General features: G+C 68.2%; 19 protein-coding genes. 11 read left to right on the plus strand and 8 right to left on the minus strand.

The window, feature by feature from the left end; translation table 11 throughout:
• The gene (locus ABDV68_RS06810) at window positions 1-891 is read left to right on the plus strand and encodes an alpha/beta hydrolase (RefSeq protein ID WP_343518983.1); all 891 of its coding nucleotides are present in this window, start codon (window positions 1-3) and stop codon (window positions 889-891) included.
• A gap of 134 nt (window positions 892-1,025) precedes the next feature.
• Here the strand turns inward: ABDV68_RS06810 and ABDV68_RS06815 are convergent, their stop codons facing one another.
• Both ABDV68_RS06815 and purF read right to left on the minus strand, forming a co-directional pair.
• Window positions 1,026-1,733: an SDR family NAD(P)-dependent oxidoreductase gene (locus tag ABDV68_RS06815; RefSeq protein WP_343518984.1), complete on the minus strand. Its 708-nt coding sequence runs from the start codon at window positions 1,731-1,733 to the stop codon at window positions 1,026-1,028.
• Window positions 1,734-1,738: 5 nt separating this feature from the next.
• Window positions 1,739-3,190 (minus strand): amidophosphoribosyltransferase, encoded by a 1,452-nt coding sequence (gene purF, locus ABDV68_RS06820; RefSeq protein ID WP_343518985.1) that lies wholly within the window; start codon window positions 3,188-3,190, stop codon window positions 1,739-1,741.
• Window positions 3,191-3,330: 140 nt separating this feature from the next.
• Here purF and ABDV68_RS06825 point away from each other — a divergent pair, with 140 nt between their 5' ends.
• From ABDV68_RS06825 to ABDV68_RS06850, 6 genes are all read left to right on the plus strand, one after another.
• Window positions 3,331-3,579: a Rho termination factor N-terminal domain-containing protein gene (locus tag ABDV68_RS06825; protein WP_343518986.1), complete on the plus strand. Its 249-nt coding sequence runs from the start codon at window positions 3,331-3,333 to the stop codon at window positions 3,577-3,579.
• Between the two features lie 347 nt (window positions 3,580-3,926).
• Entirely contained in the window at window positions 3,927-6,128 is a 2,202-nt protein-coding gene (katG, locus tag ABDV68_RS06830) for a catalase/peroxidase HPI (RefSeq protein WP_343518987.1), read from the plus strand.
• A 200-nt stretch (window positions 6,129-6,328) separates the two neighbouring features.
• Complete coding sequence (gene hisI / locus ABDV68_RS06835) at window positions 6,329-6,691, plus strand: phosphoribosyl-AMP cyclohydrolase (RefSeq protein ID WP_343518989.1); 363 nt, start codon at window positions 6,329-6,331, stop codon at window positions 6,689-6,691.
• A gap of 134 nt (window positions 6,692-6,825) precedes the next feature.
• The gene (locus ABDV68_RS06840) at window positions 6,826-7,323 is read left to right on the plus strand and encodes a hypothetical protein (RefSeq protein ID WP_343518990.1); all 498 of its coding nucleotides are present in this window, start codon (window positions 6,826-6,828) and stop codon (window positions 7,321-7,323) included.
• 31 nt (window positions 7,324-7,354) lie between these two features.
• Window positions 7,355-7,786 carry a MerR family DNA-binding transcriptional regulator gene (locus ABDV68_RS06845; RefSeq protein ID WP_343518992.1) on the plus strand — a complete coding sequence of 144 codons (432 nt, stop codon included), beginning with the start codon at window positions 7,355-7,357 and terminating at the stop codon, window positions 7,784-7,786.
• Between the two features lie 163 nt (window positions 7,787-7,949).
• Window positions 7,950-9,755 (plus strand): acyl-CoA dehydrogenase C-terminal domain-containing protein, encoded by a 1,806-nt coding sequence (locus ABDV68_RS06850; RefSeq protein ID WP_343518993.1) that lies wholly within the window; start codon window positions 7,950-7,952, stop codon window positions 9,753-9,755.
• 30 nt (window positions 9,756-9,785) lie between these two features.
• Here ABDV68_RS06850 and ABDV68_RS06855 read toward each other — a convergent pair whose 3' ends face one another.
• Both ABDV68_RS06855 and ABDV68_RS06860 read right to left on the minus strand, forming a co-directional pair.
• Window positions 9,786-11,201: an alpha-L-fucosidase gene (locus tag ABDV68_RS06855; protein WP_343518995.1), complete on the minus strand. Its 1,416-nt coding sequence runs from the start codon at window positions 11,199-11,201 to the stop codon at window positions 9,786-9,788.
• Between the two features lie 150 nt (window positions 11,202-11,351).
• The gene (locus ABDV68_RS06860) at window positions 11,352-11,666 is read right to left on the minus strand and encodes a hypothetical protein (protein WP_343518997.1); all 315 of its coding nucleotides are present in this window, start codon (window positions 11,664-11,666) and stop codon (window positions 11,352-11,354) included.
• A 260-nt stretch (window positions 11,667-11,926) separates the two neighbouring features.
• On the opposite strand from ABDV68_RS06860, the gene ABDV68_RS06865 reads away from it, so the two are divergent.
• The 4 genes from ABDV68_RS06865 (at window position 11,927) to ABDV68_RS06880 (ending at window position 16,142) form a co-directional block, all read left to right on the plus strand.
• On the plus strand, window positions 11,927-13,075 hold the full coding sequence (locus tag ABDV68_RS06865; RefSeq protein ID WP_343518998.1) for a hypothetical protein: 1,149 nt from the start codon (window positions 11,927-11,929) through the stop codon (window positions 13,073-13,075).
• On the plus strand, window positions 13,062-14,126 hold the full coding sequence (locus tag ABDV68_RS06870) for a nucleotidyltransferase family protein (protein ID WP_343518999.1): 1,065 nt from the start codon (window positions 13,062-13,064) through the stop codon (window positions 14,124-14,126). Before ABDV68_RS06865 ends, ABDV68_RS06870 begins: the two co-directional genes overlap by 14 nt.
• A gap of 67 nt (window positions 14,127-14,193) precedes the next feature.
• Window positions 14,194-14,676, plus strand: coding sequence for a PH domain-containing protein (locus tag ABDV68_RS06875; RefSeq protein ID WP_343519000.1), 483 nt, complete (start codon window positions 14,194-14,196; stop codon window positions 14,674-14,676).
• Entirely contained in the window at window positions 14,673-16,142 is a 1,470-nt protein-coding gene (locus ABDV68_RS06880; protein ID WP_343519001.1) for a PH domain-containing protein, read from the plus strand. The genes ABDV68_RS06875 and ABDV68_RS06880 overlap by 4 nt, the downstream gene beginning before the upstream one ends.
• On the opposite strand, the gene ABDV68_RS06885 is transcribed toward ABDV68_RS06880, so the two are convergent.
• From ABDV68_RS06885 to ABDV68_RS06900, 4 genes are all read right to left on the minus strand, one after another.
• The gene (locus ABDV68_RS06885; protein WP_343519002.1) at window positions 16,139-17,500 is read right to left on the minus strand and encodes a cell wall hydrolase; all 1,362 of its coding nucleotides are present in this window, start codon (window positions 17,498-17,500) and stop codon (window positions 16,139-16,141) included. The genes ABDV68_RS06880 and ABDV68_RS06885 overlap by 4 nt on opposite strands.
• A 117-nt stretch (window positions 17,501-17,617) precedes the next feature.
• The gene (cysK, locus tag ABDV68_RS06890; protein WP_343519004.1) at window positions 17,618-18,538 is read right to left on the minus strand and encodes a cysteine synthase A; all 921 of its coding nucleotides are present in this window, start codon (window positions 18,536-18,538) and stop codon (window positions 17,618-17,620) included.
• Window positions 18,535-19,860 carry an MFS transporter gene (locus tag ABDV68_RS06895; RefSeq protein WP_343519006.1) on the minus strand — a complete coding sequence of 442 codons (1,326 nt, stop codon included), beginning with the start codon at window positions 19,858-19,860 and terminating at the stop codon, window positions 18,535-18,537. The genes cysK and ABDV68_RS06895 overlap by 4 nt, the downstream gene beginning before the upstream one ends.
• A gap of 41 nt (window positions 19,861-19,901) precedes the next feature.
• The coding region (locus tag ABDV68_RS06900) for an alpha/beta hydrolase (protein ID WP_343519007.1) at window positions 19,902-20,505 on the minus strand (604 nt) is incomplete at its 5' end.

The following is a 20,505-nucleotide window of genomic DNA, read 5'->3' on the forward strand; positions in this document are numbered from 1 at the left end:
ATGATTCACCGCCGCGGCCTGTTCGCGCTCTTCGCCATGCTGCTGACCGCGGCGCTGCTGCCAGCGCCCGCCGCGGCGAAGGACTTCGCCTCGACCCGCATCACCGTGGCGGTGGAAGGGCAGGGCAAGGACGTGATCCTGATCCCCGGCCTCTCGTCCTCGCCGCGGGTGTGGAAGGAGATGATCGCGGCGGTGCCCGGCTATCGCTATCATCTCGTGCAAGTGCACGGTTTCGCGGGAACGCCAGCCGGCGGCAATGCCGAAGGCGATGTCGCCGCTTCGGTAGCCGAGGACGTCGCCCGCTACATCGCCGAGCAGAAGCTGGGCAGCGTCGCCGTGATCGGCCATTCGATGGGCGGGACGATGGGCATGATGCTCGCCGCGCGCCATCCGGCGAGCGTCTCGCGCCTGTTGGTCGTGGACATGCTGCCCTTCATGGGGGCGCTGTTCGGCAACGCCGATGCCACGCCCACGACCCTGAAACCGATTGCCGACTATCTCTACAACCAGTCCCGCGCCGCCACGCCTGAGGCGCGCGACAAGCAGCTCACAGGGATCATCACCGCCATGGTGAACAGTGAGACGATGCGTGCCGGCGCGCTCGAGGACGCGCGCAAGTCGGACCCCGAGGTGACCGCGCGCGCCTATCGCGACCTCATCCTCACCGATCTTCGCCCCGAGCTGCCCCGGATCACGGCCAGGACCACGATTCTCTACATCACGCCGAAAGGCGTTACGGTGAACGACGCCCAGGTCGACGCGCTCTACCAATCGGCGTTTGCCGGCCTGAAGGGCGCGGTGCTCAAGCGCGTGCCCAATTCCGCGCACTTCATCATGTGGGACAATGCGCCCTTCTTCCAGAGCGAGGTGAAGGCGTTCCTAACGGATTGAGATGCCTCCAATCGTCACCCCGGCCTTGAGCCGGGCCGAGCTTCTGGCCCGCTAGAAACGAAATAGCCTGGTCCCGGCTCAGGGCCGGGGTGACGAAAAATAGGAAGCGGCGAGCGCGCCAGTCGCGCCGTCGCCTACTCCAGCGCTTCGAACGCCCCCGTCTCGAAATCCTCGCCGAGCAGCGCGACGATCCGCTCGGCCACCACCTCGGGCGGCTTGACGCTCTCGGGCGCCTCGCCGGGATAGGCGCGGGCGCGCATCTTGGTGCGCGTGGCACCCGGGTTGAGCAGCGCGACGCGCACCTTCGTCAGATTGCGCACCTCCTCGCCATAGCTCAGCACGAGGTTCTCGAACGCCGCCTTGGTCGCGCCATAGAGGCCCCAGAAGGCGCGCGGCTTGCGCGCCACCGTCGAGGTGAGCCCGATCACGCGCCCCGCCTCGGCCTTGCGCAGCAGCGGATCGAACGCGCCGAGCAGCGCCGCCTGCGCGCTGACGTTGAGCGCCAGCACCTTGGCCACTTCCTTGGGGTCGAACGCCGCGATCGCAGACAGCGAGCCCAGCGCCGCGGCGTTGAGCAGGAGGACATCGAGCTGTCCCCAGCGCTCGGCCACCGCGGCGGCGAGGCGCGGGATCGAATCGCTCTCGAGCAGGTCCATCGGCGCGATCGTCGCGGTGCCGCCGGCGGCGTGAATCGCCTCCTCGACTTCCTCGAGCCCGCCCGCCGTGCGTGCGGTGAGGATGACGTGCGCGCCCTGCGCCGCGAGCGCCTGCGCGGTGGCGGCGCCGATGCCGCGGCTCGCGCCGGTGACGAGCGCGACGCGCCCGGTGAAATTGCTGGTCATGGGTCTCAGGCCGGTTCGTCGAGCAAGGCGAGCTGGTCTGCGCCCTGCTCGTTATGGTCGGTGAGGGAGGTCGGATAGTCGCCGGTGAAGCACGCGTCGCAATAGCGCGGCAGCACGTCGCCGCGCTCGGCCTCGCCCAGCGCGCGGTAGAGACCGTCGATCGACACGAACGCCAGGCTGTCGGCCTTGATGAACTCCGCCATGGCGGCGACGTCCATCCGGGCGGCGAGCAGCTTCGATCGCTCGGGCGTGTCGACGCCGTAGAAGCAGCTGTGCGTCGTCGGCGGGCTGGCGATGCGCATATGCACCTCGGCGGCGCCGGCCTCGCGCATCATCTCGACGATCTTGAGGCTGGTGGTGCCGCGCACGATCGAATCGTCGATCAGCACGATGCGCTTGCCCTGGATCAGGTCGCGATTGGCGTTGTGCTTGAGCTTCACGCCCAGGCGACGGACTTCGGCGCTCGGCTGGATGAAGGTGCGGCCGACATAGTGCGAGCGGATGATGCCGAGTTCGAACGGGATCCCCGATTCCTGGGCATAGCCGATCGCGGCGGGCACGCCCGAATCGGGCACCGGCACCACCAGGTCGGCCTCGATCCCGGATTCGATCGCCAGCTGCGCGCCGATCGCCTTGCGCACGCCATAGACCGAACGGTCCTGCGCGATCGAATCGGGGCGCGAGAAATAGACCCATTCGAAGATGCACGGCCGCGGCGCGATCGCGGTGAAGGGGCGGATCGAGCGCAGCTCGCCGTCCTGCACGATCACCAGCTCGCCGGGCTCGACGTCGCGGACATAGTCGGCGCCGACCACGTCGAGCGCGACCGTCTCCGACGCGAAGATGAAGCTGTCGCCGAGCTTGCCCATCACCAGCGGCCGGATGCCCAGCGGGTCGCGGCACGCGATCATCCCCTCGGGCGTCATGCAGATCAGCGAATAGGCGCCCTCGACCTGCTTCAGCGCGTCGATGAAGCGGTCGAGCAGGTCCTTGTAGCCGCTGGTCGCGACCAGGTGGATGATCGTCTCGGTGTCCGACGTCGACTGGAAGATCGAACCGCGCTGGATCAGCTCGCGGCGCAGATGGATCGCGTTGGAGATGTTGCCGTTGTGCGCCACCGCGAAGCCGCCGTTCGCGAGCTCGGCATAGAGCGGCTGGACGTTGCGCAGCGCGGTCTCGCCGGTGGTCGAGTAGCGGACATGGCCGCACGCGACGCCGCCCGGCAGCGCGCGGATCACCTCGTCGCGGTCGAAATTGCCCGCGACATGGCCCATCGCGCGATGGGTGTGGAAATGCGCGCCGTCCCAGCTGGTGATCCCGGCGGCCTCCTGGCCGCGGTGCTGGAGCGCGTGGAGGCCAAGCGCGACGAGCGCAGCCGCGCCGTCGGCACCTGAAACGCCGAAGATGCCGCACTCTTCGCGCAGCTTGTCGTCATCGAACGGATTTGTGGTCAGCATCGGCCCTTCGCGGGGGATTCGTGGTCGATGGGCGCGCATATAGGCGCTCGATCGGCTCTTGTCGCCCTTTTGTCACATAAACCTTGGGACCTCACCGTTTCCGGATGCGTTGCTTGCCCGAACGGCAAGGAGAATGACTCGTGACGAAGGACCACGGCCCGACGATCAAGAGCGACAAGGTCTATGAGGACCTGCGCGAGGCCGGCGCGAGCAAGGAAAAGGCCGCGCGCATCGCCAACGCCTATGCCGGCGGCACGATCGACCATGACGGCACGCACCTCGAGAACCGCAGCAAGGATGAGCTCTACGACGAGGCGAAGGAAATCGGCATCGAGGGCCGCTCCGACATGGACAAGGACCAGCTGATCAAGGCGATCCGGAAGGACTGACCTTCCTTTTCAAGCCCCTCCCGCTTGCGGGAGGGGTTGGGGAGGGTCTCTTCTTCTTCTTCTTCTTCTTCTTTCCTCGCCCGAAGCGAGGCCGGAAACCCCGTCGTCACCCCGGCCTTGAGCCGGGGCCGGGCTTCTTCTTCTTCTTCTTCCATACCGCCCGAAAAGCCCCGCCCCGGCTCAAGGCCGGGGTGACGATGACGAGCAAACCCTGTTCGCCCCATTCGATGACACATCCATTACCTGATCGATTCTCTCGTTCGCACTGACCTGTTTATCTCGTTTTAGGCGGGCGGCGCCTTCCGTTAGCCTCCCTCCAGAACCACACCATAAGGAGGGATCAGCACATGGACGCGAAGACCGGATCGATCGACGGTGGCGGCTGCCCGATGCACGAACCGGGCGGCATCCGCGCCTTGCTCGGCCGCACCAACAAGGACTGGTGGCCGGAGATGCTGGCGACCGAGATCCTCAACCCCAACGGCCCGTCCAACCCGATGGGCGCCGACTTCGACTATGCCGCGGCGTTCAAGCAGCTCGATTACCAGGCGCTCAAGGCCGATCTCGTCGCGCTGATGACCGACAGCCAGCCCTGGTGGCCGGCCGACTATGGCCATTACGGCCCGTTCTTCATCCGCATGGCGTGGCACGCCGCGGGCACCTATCGCACCGCTGACGGCCGCGGCGGCGCAAACAGCGGGCAGCAGCGCTTCGCTCCGCTCGACAGCTGGCCCGACAACGGCAACCTCGACAAGGCGCGCCGCCTGCTGTGGCCGATCAAGCAGAAATACGGCAAGCACATCAGCTGGGCCGACCTGTTCATCCTCACCGGCAACGTCGCGATCGAATCGATGGGCGGCCCGGTGTTCGGCTTCGGCGGCGGCCGTGCCGACGTGTTCGAGCCCGAGCGCGACATCTACTGGGGCTCGGAGGACAAGTGGGTGAACGAAGGCGTGCAGACCCGCATCGCCCCCGAGCACGGCATGCACGAGCTCGAAGGCCCGCTCGCCGCGATCCAGATGGGCCTGATCTACGTCAATCCGGAAGGGCCGGGCGGCAACCCCGACCCGCTCCAGTCGGCGCGCGACATCAAGGCGACGTTTGAGCGCATGGCGATGAACCACGAGGAAACCGTGGCGCTCACCGCCGGCGGCCATACCTTCGGCAAGGCGCACGGCAATGGCGACGCGTCATTGCTCGGCAAGGCGCCCGCCGGGGGCGATCTCGTCGCGCAAGGCTTCGGCTGGGTCAGCGGCCATGAGAGCGGCGGCATCGGCGAGCACACCGTCACCAGCGGGATCGAGGGTTCGTGGGTGAACACGCCGACGCAGTGGAGCGAGAATTATTTCCGCCTGCTGCTCGACTATGAATATGAACTGGTGCGCTCGCCCGCCGGTGCGCAGCAATGGCAGCCGATCGACCAGAAACCCGAGGACATGGCCCCCGCCGCCTGGGATTCGAACATCAAGGTCCCGACGATGATGACCACCGCCGACATGGCGCTCAAGGTGGATCCCGAGTTCCGCGTCATCTCGGAGAAGTTCCGCAACGACCATGAGGCGTTCAAGGACGCCTTCGCCCGCGCCTGGTTCAAGCTCACGCATCGCGATATGGGGCCCAAGGTCCGCTACCTCGGTCCCGAAGTGCCCGAGGAGGACTTGATCTGGCAGGATCCGATCCCCGCCGGCACCATGCCGTCGGATGCCGACGTCCAGTCGGTGAAGCGCGCGATCGCGTCGAGCGGCCTCACCGTCAGCCAGCTGATCAAGACCGCCTGGGCCTCGGCCTCGACCTATCGCAAGTCCGACTATCGCGGCGGCGCCAACGGCGCGCGCGTCCGTCTCGCGCCGCAGAAGGACTGGGAGGTCAACGAGCCCGACATGCTAGCCAAGGTCCTGTCGACGCTCGACGGCCTGCGCGGCAACCTGTCGATGGCCGACGCGATCGTGCTCGGCGGCGTGGTCGGCCTCGAAAAGGCGATCAGGGATGCCGGCTTCAGCGTCGCGGTGCCCTTCACCGGCGGCCGCGGCGACGCGACCGAGGAGCAGACCGACGCCGAGAGCTTCGCGGTGATGGAGCCGGATGCCGATGCGTTCCGCAACTATCTCGGCAAGAAGAAGCTCGCGGTGAAGACCGAGGAGATGATGCTCGACCGTGCGTCTCTGCTCGGGCTGTCGGTGCCAGAGATGACGGTGCTGATCGGCGGCCTGCGCGTGCTCGGCGCCAATCACGGCGAGCGTGGCCACGGCCACTTCACCAAGCGTGCGGGCCAGCTCACCAACGACTTCTTCGTCAACCTGCTCGACATGACCAATGTCTGGAAGGCGGTCGATGGCTCGGACGATCAGGAGTATATCGCCACCGATCGCGCCGGTGGACACGAGACCTGGCGCGCGACCCGCGCCGACCTGATCTTCGGCTCCAACGCCGAGCTGCGCGCGGTCGCCGAAGTCTATGCCGAGAAGGGCCATGAGGAGAAGTTCGTCAAGGACTTCGTCGCGGCCTGGACCAAGGTGATGAACGCCGACCGCTTCGACCTGGCGGCCTGACGGCAAGAGTCCCAAGCGAGCGGCCGCGGCGGGGAGACCCGTCGCGGCCGTTCTCGCATTCGCGAGCGTTGCCGCCTATCCGTCATCCCGGCCTCGAGCCGGGACCGGGCTTCTTCTTCCTCTTCTACGCCGCTTGAAAAGCCCGGCCCCGGCTCAAGGCCGGGGTGACGGGGAAGGGCGTCCAAGCTAACACCGCCCCCATGACCGACCCCCGCGACTCTACCCTGACCCTCGATCCCAAATACGACGCCGCCGGCCTGATCACCGCCGTCGCCACCGACGCCGCGACCGGCGAGCTGCTGATGCTCGCCCACATGAACGCCGACGCGCTGGCCAAGACGCTCGATACAGGCGAGGCCTGGTTCTGGTCGCGCAGCAAGGGCCGTCTCTGGAAGAAGGGCGAGAGCTCGGGCAACGTCCTGCGCGTGGTCGAGGCGCGCATCGACTGCGACCAGGACGCACTGTGGCTCAAGGTCGAGGCCGCCGGCCCGGCCTGTCACACCGGCCAGCGCAGCTGCTTCTTCCGCCGCATCGAGAGCGGCGCGCTGGTCCGCGACGCATGAGGCTGGGCCTTTTTCAATCCTCCCCCGCCAGGGGGAGGTGGCGCGCGCAGCGCGACGGAGGGGGAGGTAGCCCCAACGCAAGTGGTCGCATCCTCCCCCTCCGTCAGCCTGCGGCTGACACCTCCCCCTGGCGGGTGAGGATTGTCATTCTGCCGCTCCTCCTCGCCGCCTGCTCCGGCGCCGGCACCAGCGGCAACTCCGCCACCCCCCAGGACCTCGAATCCGCCGCGATCGAGCGCGGTCTCGTTCGCGATCCAACCGACACCGACATCACCGGCCTCTATGCCCGCGACACCGACCGGGTGTGCGTGATCCGCAAGGGCGACGCATACCGGATCGGCGCGTTCGTCGACTATGGCGACGGCCTGTCCTGCACCGGCGCGGGCACCGCGACGCGCGCCGGCGAGACGCTGTCGGTCCAGCTCAAGGGCAGGAGCGGCATCACCTGCGCCTTCGACGCGCGCTTCGACGGCGACCGCATCACCTTCCCCGCCAACGTCCCGCCCGAATGCGCGCGATTCTGCGGTCCGCGCGCCTCCTTCGTCGCGCTCGACGTCGATCGCCTGAGCGAATCCGCCGCCGAGGCCCGCGCCCTGCGCAGCGCCGAAGGGGTACGTCTTTGCGGCGATTGACGTTAACGTAAGCTGGGCGTAAATCTGCGCCATGGCAACGACCGTGAAGCATGTGGCCAGCTTCGCACCGATCGAGGCACGGCCGGACAAGGAGAGCTTCTCGATCTCGGACCTGTGCGCCGAGTTCGAGGTGACCGCGCGCGCGCTGCGCTTCTACGAGGACGAGGGGCTGATCGCGCCCGAGCGCCGCGGTCTCGCGCGCATCTATTCGCATCGCGACCGCGCGCGGCTCGCCTGGATCCTGCGCGGCAAGCGAGTGGGCTTCAGCCTCGCCGAGATCCGCGAGATGATCGATCTCTACGACCTTGGCGACGGCCGCAAGACTCAGCACCAGGTCACGCTCGACAAGTGCCGCGCGCGCATCGAGCTGCTCGAGCGCCAGAAGGTCGACATCGACGCCCACATCGCCGAGCTCGAAGATTTCGTCGCGGTCCTCGAAGGCCGCGCCCAGCCTGCGAAGTGATCGCGCCACTGAAATCCTCCCCCGCCCGGGGGAGGTGGCACGCGAAGCGTGGCGGAGGGGGAGGCAGCCCCGACGCAAGTGGTCGCATCCGCCCCCTCCGTCAGCCTGCGGCTGACACCTCCCCCTGGCGGGGGAGGATCTAGAAAACAAAGGACCAAGAGAGATGCCGCAATATACGCCCCCCGTGCGCGACACGCGCTTCGTGCTCGATCGCGTCCTCAAGATCGACCGCTACGCCAATCTCCCGGGTTTCGCCGCCGCGACCCCCGACGTGGTCAGCGCGGTGCTCGAGGAAGGCGGCCGCTTCGTCGCCGAGGTGCTGTTCCCGCTCAACCTTCCGGGCGACCAGCAGGGCTGCAAGCGCAACCCCGACGGCAGCGTGACCACCCCCGACGGCTTCAAGGAAGCCTACAACCAGTTCGTCGAGAGCGGCTGGGGCACGCTCTCCGCGCCCGAGCAGTTCGGCGGCCAGGGCATGCCGCACGTCGTCTCGACCGCCTTCCAGGAGTTCATGATCAGCTCCAACATGGCCTTCGCCATGTATCCCGGCCTGACGCACGGCGCGATCGCGGCGCTGCTCGCCAAGGGCAGCCCCGAGCAGCAGGCCAGATACGTGCCGAAGATGATCTCGGGCGAGTGGGGCGGCACCATGAACCTGACGGAGCCGCAATGCGGCACCGATCTCGGCCTGATCAAGACCCGCGCCGAGCCCAATGCCGACGGCAGCTATGCGATCACCGGCACCAAGATCTTCATCTCGGCCGGCGAGCACGACCTCACCAGCAACATCATCCACCTCGTCCTCGCCAAGACCCCCGGCGCGCCCGAGAGCAGCAAGGGCATCAGCCTGTTCGTCGTGCCCAAGTTCCTGGTCAATGACGACGGCTCGCTCGGCGAGCGCAACGCGGTCTCGTGCGGCTCGATCGAGCACAAGATGGGCATCCACGGCAACTCGACCTGCGTCATGAATTATGACGGCGCCACCGGCTGGCTGGTCGGCGAGGAGATGAAGGGCCTCGCCGCCATGTTCATCATGATGAACGCCGCACGCCTCGGCGTCGGGCTCCAGGGCCTCGGCATCGGCGAGGTCGCCTATCAGAACGCCGTCCAGTACGCCGGCGACCGCCGCCAGGGCCGCGCGCTCACCGGCCCGGCCGAGCCCAATGAGAAGGCCGACACCCTCTTCGTCCACCCCGATGTCCGCCGCATGCTGATGGAGGCCAAGGCGATGACCGAGGGCCTGCGCGCGCTGTGCCTGTGGGGCGGCCTCCAGGTCGACCTCGCGCACCAGGCCGCGACCGAGGAGGAGCGCCAGCTCGCCGACGACCTCGTCGGGCTGCTCACGCCCGTGATCAAGGGCGTCGGCACCGATGCCGGCTACAAGATCGCGACCGACGCGCAGCAGGTCTATGGCGGCCACGGCTACATCGCCGAATGGGGCATGGAGCAATATGTCCGCGATGCCCGCATCTCGATGATCTATGAGGGCACCAACGGCGTCCAGGCGATGGACCTGGTCGGCCGCAAGCTCGCCCAGAATGGCGGCCGCGCGATCCAGGCCTTCTTCAAGGTGGTCGGCGAGGAAGTCGCCGCCGCCAAGGGCAAGCCCGAGCTGGCGAGCTTCGCCGAGGCGCTGGAAAAGGCCAATGGCCAGCTCCAGGCCGCGACGATGTGGTTCATGCAGAACGGCATGCAGAACCCCAACCAGGTCGGCGCCGGCGCCTACAGCTACATGCAGCTCACCGGCATCGTCGCGATCGGCCTGATGTGGCTGCGCATGGCCGAGGCCGCGGTCGAAGCGCTCGCCTCGGGCGATGCGGAGGACAAGGCGTTCCTCGAAGCCAAGCTCGTCACCGCCCGCTTCTACGCCGAGCGCATCATGCCCGACGCGGGCGCGCTGCGGCGCAAGATCGAGGGCGGGGCGGAGACCATCATGGCGCTCCCGCCGGAGATGTTCCGCGCGGCATGAGGTGTGGAGGCGCTGCGCGACGGCGGCGCCTCAGCCCCCGGTCCCCGGCAGCATGTTCACCCCGTATCGCGGCCATTCCGGCCTGATCAGATGGTGCCGCACATAGGGCGTGCCCTCGCAGGTCAGCTCGAACACCGTGGTGGGATCGTCCGGCGCCGCCTCGGGCAGGCCGGTCAGCCGCAGCGAATAGGCGTCCTGCTCGAACTTGACCGGCTCACCGGTCTTGAGCAGCCGCGCCGACAGCACCTTGCTTCGCACCCCGCCCACGGCGACCACCGTCTCCGGGCGAAGGAAGTCGAGCATCGCCGCCGCCGGGCTCTTCGACGGCCAGCAATAGACATGGACGTAGAGCTTGTCCTTCGCCTTGGTGAAGTTGGTGTAGTTGCCGAACGCCCCTGCCGCACGCCCGTCCGCGTCGTAGATCGACGCGCCGTTGGTCTCGAGCCAGGCGCCGACGCGCTCGAGGATGTCCACCGACGGCTGCGGCACCGATCCGTCCGCCTCGGGCCCGATGTTGAGCAGGAAATTGCCGCCCTGCTGCACGCACAAGGTCAGGTCGTTGACGATCCGCCTGGGCGATTTCCACTCGTCGTCCGTGCGCTGATAGCCCCAGCCGAGGTTCATCGTCTCGCACGTTTCCCAGGCGCGGCTGTCGGCCGCCACCTTGTGCTCGGGCGTCGAGAAATCCCCGGCGAGGCCGTTGCGGTTGTTGACGACGATGTCGGGCTGAAGCTCGAACACCATCTTGTTCATGTCCGCCGCACGCCATTGCGCCGGGGTCAGCGGCCAGTCGACATCGTACCACAGGATGTCGATCTTGCCGTAATTGGTCAGCAATTCGCGGACCTGCGCATGGGCGAAGGCGACGAAGCGCTCGCGCGCCGCGGGATCGTCCTTGCACCGCGCGCCGTCCGGGTGGTGCCAGTCCATCAGCGAATAATAGAGCCCGACGCGAAGCCCTTCGGCGCGTGCCGCCTCGACGAACTCGCGCACGATGTCGCGCCTGGCGCCCTGCCGCGCCGAATTATAGTCGGTCTGCCTGGTGTCCCACAGGCAGAAGCCCTCATGGTGCTTGGTGGTGAGCACCATGTATTTCTGCCCCGCGCGCCTGGCGAGCCTCGCCCATTCGCGCGCCGCGCCGGGCTTGGGCCGGAAATGCCGCGCCAGCCGCTCGTACTGCGGGATCGGGATTCCCTCATTCTCCATCGCCCACTCCTGGTGGCCGATGATGCTGTAGAGGCCGTAATGGATGAACATCCCGAACTTGGCGTCGTGCCACCACTGCATGCGGCGCGCCCGCGTCTCCTCCTGATAGGGGAGCTTCGCCGGAGCAGAGGCGGCGCTGTTGCCGTCCGCCTCCTGGGCATGGCCGGGGGCCGCGACGAACGGCAGCGCGCCGGCGGCGCCGGCATAGGCGAAGAAGTTCCGGCGATCGATGCGATCCATTTCGCGCTTCCCTCCCGCATGCCGAACCGGATCGGCTTCGGAACCTGTCTTACAGGGTCGGGAAGGCGATGCAACTGGCGCCACGGATATCGTGTCGCGAGAGGGAGTTTGCTGGCGCGGCGTCGCGCTCCGGCTCAAACGGTCATGTCGTCATATCCGCTTGGGCCCGCCGCGATTGCCGGGACTGCCGGGTTTGGTGCCAGGCCCGTCGTTGATCGGCGGATTGCCGGGAGGCTGCGGATCGGGACCGTTTCCCACGCCGTTATTGCCGCGGCCTCTGCCTCCGCCGCCACCGCCTCCGCCGCCACCGCCGCCGGTCGATTTGGCTATCGCGGGCGAGCTGAGCGAAGTCGACAAGAGCACCGTCATTACCGGCGGGACCGTCAAGGCGAAGCGGCCGCATGATTTCAGAAAGTCCCGACGATCGTCATCGCCTTCTGCGGGCTTTTGGTCCAAATTTTCCATTCTGGAATCCTTCTCTGCGCCAGCCGGAGCATATTCCAGTTCGTCCTCACCGGCTCGCTGGACAAAGGAGCTACCCCCGATGTCCGCGATATGCGCCTGGGCCGCTCCACAGCGAGACATCGGAGCGCGTTCGGAAGCGGGCAATCATAATGCGCCACTACCCGCGCGGATTTACGCCGCTACGTCGAGGATAGGGCCGCGGTCGAAGGGGCAACTCGGCCGGCCGGGCCTCGCGGACATTGGGGCGGGTCAAACACCACATGGAAGCTGGTTCATTCCAATTCGCGGCGGATGTTTCCGAACCGATCCTTTGCGGGCTTGCGAAAGGCGTCCATCCGCTTTCGATCGGCAAGCGCCGGATGCTCTTCTCCGCAGCGGCCGAAACGCTCTACGAGCTCAACGCCCCGGCTGCGTTGCTCGCGTCGATGTTGCGAGAAGGGAGCCCGGTCGCCGCATTGGCGGCCGCGCTGGAGCGCGATGGATTTGATCGCGACGCGGCGAAGGGCACCGTGCTGGAGCTGCTTTGCCGATGGTCGGCACGGAATATCGTGCACGCCACCATTTCTCCGCGTGGCTCGCCCCGATCCTGGAAACAGTGCATTCACATCGCCGGTGTCGACGCTGCGATCCATTATGCCGACGTCGGGCAACATGCGCGGACGTCACCGATATTCTCGCACCTGGCGCGTCCGATCGGCGGTTCCGCGACAAGCATAGCGGTCGTCGACGCGGACGGGTTGACCTTCGTGTCCCGCAACGGCGGCCCGGCTTCAGTGATCGGCCCCGCCCAAGCGGCCCCCTTCATCAAGGGCCTTCTGGTCGAGGAGGTCCTGGCGGCGGCGCCGCCCGATATCGCGCTGCACACCGCTTGCCTTCGGCATCGCGGCCGCGCCCTGCTGCTGGGCGGGCCGCCGGGGGCTGGCAAGACGACGCTCGGCGTCGCTCTCGCGCGGTCGGGTTTCGAATATGTCTCCGACGACATGAGCCTGTTGGGCCGTGATGGCCGCGTGCGAGGGGTGCCCTTCGCGCCCGCGGTCAAGGAAGGCGCGTGGCCGCTTCTGCGCCGCTATTGCCCGGAACTGGCGGCCTTGCCGGCCCACATGCGGCTCGACGATATTCCGGTGCGCTATCCTGGCCTGGTCCAGGCTCCGCGCATCGCCTGGATGGATGCCGGGTGGATCGTGCACCTGCGCAGACTGGCCGGCGCGACGCCCGAACTTCGCCCGCTCGATCCGGTCGAGGCGCTCGTGCGGCTCATGGATGAGGCACACTCCGCTGCGGGCGCGGCGACCATCGCGGACATGCGCGCCCTGATTGCGCTGGTCGAGCGGGCGCGTTGCTTCGACCTGATCTATTCGGATCTGGATGCCGCGATCGCAGCCTTGTCGGTGCGCTGTGCCGAAGATTGACGTCGAGCCGCTCCGAACATTGCTCGCCTGTCTCGCGGGCGAGGCGCCGGAGGATGCCGACTGGCCGAACCTGCTCGCGGCGGCGAACCAAGCGCTGGTGACCGGTATCCTCGCCGCACGGATCGACGGCCACGTCCCCGAAGCGGTCCGGGCGTTTCTCGGAACGATCCACCGGCGAGCGCTGGAACGCAATTCGCGCCTGAAACGGCAACTCGAGGAAGCGGCGTCGTCGCTGAACGCGGCCGGCATTCAGCCGATCCTGCTCAAGGGAACGGCCATGCTCGATACGGCCGGACTCGACTATGGCGCGCGCATCCTGTCCGACCTCGACATCATGGTTCCGGCCCGCGCGATGGCGACCGCCCGGCATTGCCTCGAGGCGGCCGGCTATCGATTGTGCGTGCACGAAGACAATCCCTTCGCCGCGATGAACCTCTGTCGCGAGCAGGACGTGGGAATGGTCGATCTGCATTGCCGGACCAAGGTCCGGTACCCCGGTTTCGACTTCGAGGACCTGGTCGGCGATTGCGCCGCGGTGCGCTGCGGCCGAGCAAGTGCGTGGCTTCCGTCGCCAACCTCGCAGGCGCTGATCCTGATCCTGCACGACCAGCTGCAGGAACGCGACTATTGGCGCGGCCTCATCGACCTCAGGCATCTGCTCGACCTTGCCGAACTCGCGCGGACACCCGGTATCGACTGGGAACGGCTCGCGGCGCACTTTCCCCGGGGACATCCGCGAAATGCGCTTGATGTGCAGCTGGCCACCCTCGAATTGCTGTTCGGCGTGCCTGCGCCCGTGCCGCATCGCCCGCGATGGACCTCACTTCAGCTTCGCCGCCGCATCCTCCAGTTGCGCTGGCCTGGGCTCGGGTCGTTCTTCACGTTGCTGACTCTGCTGTTCGATCCGCCACGACAGGCCGGCTTCGGGCGGGGGCGGACCATGCCGGCCGGCCGGGGGAGGTTCCGCAATGCCACCTTCTCCGCGCGGCTCCGGCATGCGCCGGCATCCGTGAACCGGTTCCTGGTCCGGAAGAATCCGGGGAAGATCTAGGTTGGACTCGTATCGCCCGTCCGCTAATCCCCCTTGAGCCTCCTCCGCATCCCGCCATAACAGGCGCATGCTCCTCCCCGACATTCCACTTCAGCCGCTCGAGCGCGGCCAGCTCAATGTGATGCGCGTCGGCACCACGATCACCACCGCGCTCGTCACGATCGGAGCCGGGGTGACGAGCTGGGGAATCGGTCACGCCGTTCCCTGGCTGCCGATCTGGGCCGCGCCGCTCGTCGTCGCGCTGCTCGGCCTGTGGTCGATCGCCTGGGCGCCCCGGCGCTGGGCGCGCTGGGGCTGGGCGTGGACGGGGAAGGAACTTCACGTCGCCTCGGGCTGGCTGACGCGCAGCCACACCATCGTCCCCGCCTCGCGCGTCCAGCATATCGACGTGACGCAGGGGCCGCTCGAGCGGATGTTTGGCGTTTCGACGCTCGTGCTGCACACCGCCGGCACCGCGAGCAGCGAGGTCGACCTGCCGGGTATCTCGCGTGAGACCGCCGAGGAAATCCGCGACGCGATCCGCGAGCATCTGTCGAGCGATCCCTGGTGAGCGACGGCGCGAACGCGGAGATCGGCGCGAGGCGCGTCCATCCCGGCACGATCGCGATCGATTTCCTGCGCCGCGCGCCGCAGACGGTGATCGGCCTTCCGGCGATCGCCGGCTGGAGCTCGGGGCGCGGCCTCGGCTGGATCCTGCTCGCCGCCGCGGTGGTGGGCGCGATGACCCTGTTCTTCACCTGGCTCGGCTGGCGCCGCTTCACCTACACCGTCGCGCCGAACGAGCTGGTGATCGAGCGCGGCGTGCTGAGCCGCAGCCGCCGCTCGATTCCGCTCGAGCGCATCCAGGACGTGTCGATCGAGCGCAAGCCGCTCGCCCGTTTGTTCGGGCTTGCCGAGGTGCGCGTGGAAACGGGGGGCGGAGAATCCGACGAGGCGGTGCTGGACAGTGTCTCCGTTTCAGAGGCGGAGCGATTACGCGCCGCGTTGCGCGGACACAACTTGGAAGTCGACATGTTCTCCGTTGCCGAGGGGAATGTACACTCTCCCGAGTCCGCGGTCGCCGCCACCATATTCCACATGTCCCTCGGCCGCGTGATGCTGCTCGGGCTGTTCGGCTTCTCGCTGGTGTGGATCGCGGCGCTGTTCGGCCTGCTGCAGTTCTTCGACCAGTTCCTCGACCTCGGCTGGGACCAGCTGCGCGACTGGGCGCAGGTCGCGGAGGACGAGGTCCGCGCCCGCTTCAGCCTCGCCGCCGCGTTGATCGTCGCGGGGATCGCGCTGGTGCTCGGCGTGGTCAGCGGGGTGGTCCGCGCACTATTGCGCGAGTATGGCTTCACGCTGCGCGCCGGCACCGGCCGCTTCCGCCGGACCCGCGGCCTGCTCACTCGCACCGAGGTGGTCGTCGCGATGCGCCGCATCCAGCTCGCGATGATCCAGCGCGGCCCGCTGCGCGGCTTGTTCGGCTGGAACGCGCTGAGTTTCCAGACACTTGGCGGCAGCAACGATCCGAGCGGACGCCAGGCGATGGCGCCCCTGGCGCGCGAGCACGAGGTGGCACGGATCGTCGACGCCGCCGGCCTGCCGCCGTTCGAGCGCCTGCCGCTACGGCGCGTCGCGGCGGGGCATGTGATCCGTTCGCTGCTGCTCGCGCTGCCCTGGCCGGCGTTGGCGATCGGAGCGTTGGCGCTCGTGACGCCCCTGGCCTGGCTCGGCCTGTTGCTGCTGATCCCGATGGCGATCGCCGCGTTGCTCCAGCGCCGCTTCCACCGCTACGCGCTGCGCCACACCAGCTTGCAGGTGATGCGTGGCGTGATCGCCCAGCGCGACTGGATCGTCCCGTTCGAGAATGTCCAGGTGGTCACGCTGCGCGCGAGCTGGCTTCAGCGCCGGCTGGGGATCGCGAGCGTGCTGGTCGACACTGCGGGGGCGGGCGGCGGCGGCGCGCCGGACGTGGTGGACATCAACCTGCCCGAGGCCCGCGCGCTGGCGACCGGCCTGGTCGAGCGGGTCGGCTAGCGCCCGGCGGCGGGCGTCGCGCTCGGCTGCGGGGCGGGTGCGGTCGCCGCCGGGGGCGTGACCTCGACCTTGCGGCGCACCCCGGTAAGACCGTCGGGCGCTGACTTGGCGGCCGGATCGGCGCGGATCGCATTGAGATCGGGCGTGATCGTCGGAGCGGCGAGGACAGGGGTGCGCCGCATGCACTGCACTGGGCTCGGCCGCTTGAACTCGTTGCAATTCCACAAGGCCTTGCCGAACCCCTGAGTCTGGTCGCGCAGATAGCTGAACGACATCGCCTCGATCTGCCCGGGGTTGGGCGCGGCGCCGGCGGCGGGCACCTTGCCGTGATCGGTCCAGCCGAGAAACTTGCAGAAGGGCCGCTCGCCGCAGGTGCGGATCGCGAGCGCGGCGAAGGCGTCCGCGCCCATGCTGCGGTCGAGCGCGGCATGGAAGACGTTGCGGGCCTCCCCCGTCACCGGCTGCGGGATCGCGCTTTCCGGGATAATCGCGGGGTCGATCGCCACCCCCTCGACCGCCAGGGCCGCGAGGACTGCCGGGTCGCTACCCGCAGGATGGGCGGGGGAAAGGCGCGCCATCTTGGCGATCACCGGCTCGGCACCGGCATAAGCGCGGCGGAACGCGGGCGGCGTGCCCCACCAGCCGGTCCAGCGGAAGAAGAGGTGGGTGTGCACCTCCGCCACCTTGTCCAGGCTCGCGCTCCAATACGGCACGACCCAGTCGGTGTGATAATGAGTCGCGTGACCCACTTTTGTATAGACATATCCGGCGAGCGCCTGCCGCGCGACGTCCTGCGCGCGCGCCCAGGCGGCGGGGGAGGGGGTGCGCGCCATCGCGCCGTCGCAGGTGAAGGTGAACTGGCAGCCGGTGCGCCGCTCCTGCCCCTGGAACACCACGCCGCACACCGATTTGGGGAAGGCGGGGTGGCGCATGCGGTTGAGCACGATCTGCGCCACCGCGCGCTGGCCTACGGCATCGTCGCCGGCTTCGTAGTAGGCGGCCGCGGCAAGGCAGTCTACGGCGCGCGCGCGGTCCTCAGTGCTGCCGGTGAGGAAGAAAGGCCGCGCGGCCGGGTTGGGCGCCGTGGAGAAAGGGATCGAGGCGTTGTAGAGCCGCGCCTCGTCCCGGGGCAGCGCGGCGAGGCGAACGGGCTCGACCTGCGGCAGTTCGGCCTTGGGTACCACGGGCTTGGGGCGAGCGATCTCGGCCAAGGTCGGGCTGTCGTTCGCCACGCGCGGCGCATTCAGCACGACGAGCAACGGCGCGAGCACAGCGACCAGCGCCGTGAGTGCGAGCGCGACCCACAGGCCGGGCGCGATCCGCGGCGCCGGGTCGGCAGAGGGGACGAGGCTGGTCACGGGCGTGCGATGGTCCTGTCGAGCAAAAGGCCGACGCCCATAACGCACGCGTGACGAAGTTGGAACCGTCGCGGACGAACCGGAGCGGTGGCGCGTGCCCCCGCTCCGGCGCTGCGATCAGCTTTCCGGCAGGAAATCGGGCACGCTGAGATAGCGCTCGCCGGTGTCGTAGTTGAAACCGAGCACGCGCGAACCCGCGGGCAGGTCGGGCAGCTTCTTGGCGATCGCCGCCAGCGTCGCGCCCGAGCTGATGCCGATCAGCATGCCTTCCTCGCGGGCGGCGCGGCGGGCATATTCCTTGGCGTCGCCGGCATCGACCTGGATCGCGCCGTCGATCGAGTCGGTGTGGAGGTTGCGCGGCACGAAGCCCGCGCCGATACCCTGGATCGGGTGCGGCCCGGGCTGGCCGCCCGAGATGACCGGCGACAGCTCAGGCTCGACCGCATAGACCTTGAGGTTCGGCCAGCTCTTCTTGAGCGTCTCGGCGACGCCGGTGATATGGCCGCCGGTGCCGACGCCGGTGATGACCGCATCGAGCGGCGCTTCGGCGAAGTCCTTGAGGATCTCCTGCGCGGTGGTCTTCACATGGACGTCGATATTCGCCGGATTCTCGAACTGTTGCGGCATCCACGCCCCCGGCGTCGATTCGACGATCTCGATCGCGCGCTCGATCGCGCCCTTCATCCCCTTCTCGCGCGGGGTGAGGTCGAAGGTCGCGCCATAAGCGAGCATCAGGCGGCGGCGCTCAAGGCTCATGCTCTCGGGCATCACCAGAACCAGCTTGTAGCCCTTGACCGCGGCGACCATGGCGAGGCCGACGCCGGTGTTGCCGCTGGTCGGCTCGACGATCGTGCCGCCGGGCTGGAGGCTGCCGTCAGCTTCCGCCGCTTCGATCATCGACAGCGCGATGCGGTCCTTGATCGATCCGCCGGGATTCGAACGTTCCGACTTGATCCACACCTCGGCGCCGGGGAAGAGGCGCTGGACGCGGATGTGCGGCGTGTTGCCGATCGTCTCGAGGATGGTGTTGGCCTTCACGTCTTCGTCTCCTCAGCAATAGGCTCCACAAGCGTCACGGGCGGGTCGAACGTGCGAGCCCGCCGCAATTCGGGGAAGATACGCGCCCAGTACGCAGTTACCAAGACCGCGAGCACGCCGCCGCCCACGGTCGCGACGACCGGTCCGATCGCGGCGGCGAGAAAGCCCGAGCGCGCCTCGCCGAGCTCGTTGGAACTGGACACGAACAGCGTCGAGACCGAGCCGACCCGGCCGCGCATCGCGTCCGGCGTGTAGAGCTGGATCAGCGAGGAGCGGACATAGACCGAGATCATGTCGAACGCTCCGAGCGCGGCGAGCGCGGCGAGCGAGACCAGCACCGCAGGGGCGAAGTCGTGGCCGATCATCGAAGACCCCCACCAGCTCGTCATCAGCGGGCCGGCCCAGCCGAAGATGACGGTGGCGACGCCGAAGCCGACCACCGACCACAGCATCTTGACCCCGACATTGGTCTTGAGCGGCCGCCACGACAGGACCAGCGCGACCGCCACCGCACCCACGGCCGGCGCCGCGCGCAGGTGACCGAGGCCGTCGGCGCCGATCATCAATATGTCGCGCGCATAGATCGGCAGCATCGCGGTGGCGCCGCCGAGCAGCACCGCGAACATGTCGAGCGAGATCGCGCCGAGCACGAGCCGGTTCCGGCGGACATAGTGGAGACCGTCGACCATCTGGCGGAACGGGCTCCCCGTGCGCGCGATCTGGCTGCGCGGCACCGGCCCGACCAGCAGCATCATCAGCAGCGACACGAGGAACAGCCCGCCAGACACCGCATAGGGCAGGGCAGGCGACGCCGCGTAGAGATAGCCGCCCATCGCCGGCCCGGCGATCGAGCCGACCTGCCAGGCGAGCGCGCTGAGCGCGATCGCGGTGGGGAGCGAGGCGGCGGGCACCAGGTTCGGCGCCAGCGCCTGTTGTGCCGGGGCGAGAAAGGCCCGGGCAACTCCGAGCAGCGCCGCGACCCCGAACAGCGCGGGCAGCGAGATCGTACCGTGCCAGGTGAGCCAGGCGAGGCTCAGCGCACAGAACACCTCGAGCGCGATCGCGGTGCGGATGATCCAGCGCCGGTCGAGCCGGTCGGCGACCCAGCCGGTGACCAGGGTCAGCGCAAGCAGCGGCAGGAACTGCGCGAGCCCGACCAGGCCGAGCTGAAGCGCCGCCTGCTTGATGCCCATGGTCTCGCGGGCGATGTCATAGACTTGCCACCCGATCACCACCACCATCGAGAGCCCGGCAAGCGTCGAGGCGAGCCGGGCGATCCAATAGGCGCGGTAGTTGTGGATGGTGAAGGGATGGGCGGCCATGCGATCCTGGTGTCAGGCCGCCCATCGGGAAGGGAGCGGCGTCACCGCGCCTCTAGGGTCTCCGTACCGGGTCGCGCAATGAAGGATTCGTCGCGCGTGCCGCGTGCCGGGCTTTCGAGGAAGGTCAGCAGATCCCTGGTCAGCCGGTCGCTCTCGGTCGCGAACAGGCCGTGCGGCGCGCCGTCATATTCGACGAGCTGGGCGTTGGCGATGCCGGCGGCGGCCCTGCGGCCGGTGGCGTCGATAGGCACCGTGGCGTCCGCAGTGCCGTGGAGGACGAGAGTCGGCACGTTGAACGACGCGAGATCGCCGCGGAAATCGGTGAAGCCGAACGCCTTGGCGCATTCGAGAGTCGAACGCTGGCTCGCCTGCATCGCGATCGTCCAGGCCCAGTCGATCACATCGTCGCTCACCGGATGGGAGATGATCCCGACGCCGAAGAACTGTCGGAAGAAGCTCCGGAAGAATTTCGGGCGGTCCTGCTCGATTTGCTCCGCGATCTGCGCGAGCTGTGCTTGCGGTACGCCGTCGGGATTGTCGTCGGTACGAAGCATATAGGGCACCACCGAGCCGATCAGCGCAGCCGAGACCACGCCCTTGCCGCCATGGCGCGACATGTAGCGCGCGACCTCGCCTGCATGCCCA

This window comes from Sphingomonas sp. (assembly GCF_039595165.1).
GTDB lineage: Bacteria > Pseudomonadota > Alphaproteobacteria > Sphingomonadales > Sphingomonadaceae > Sphingomonas.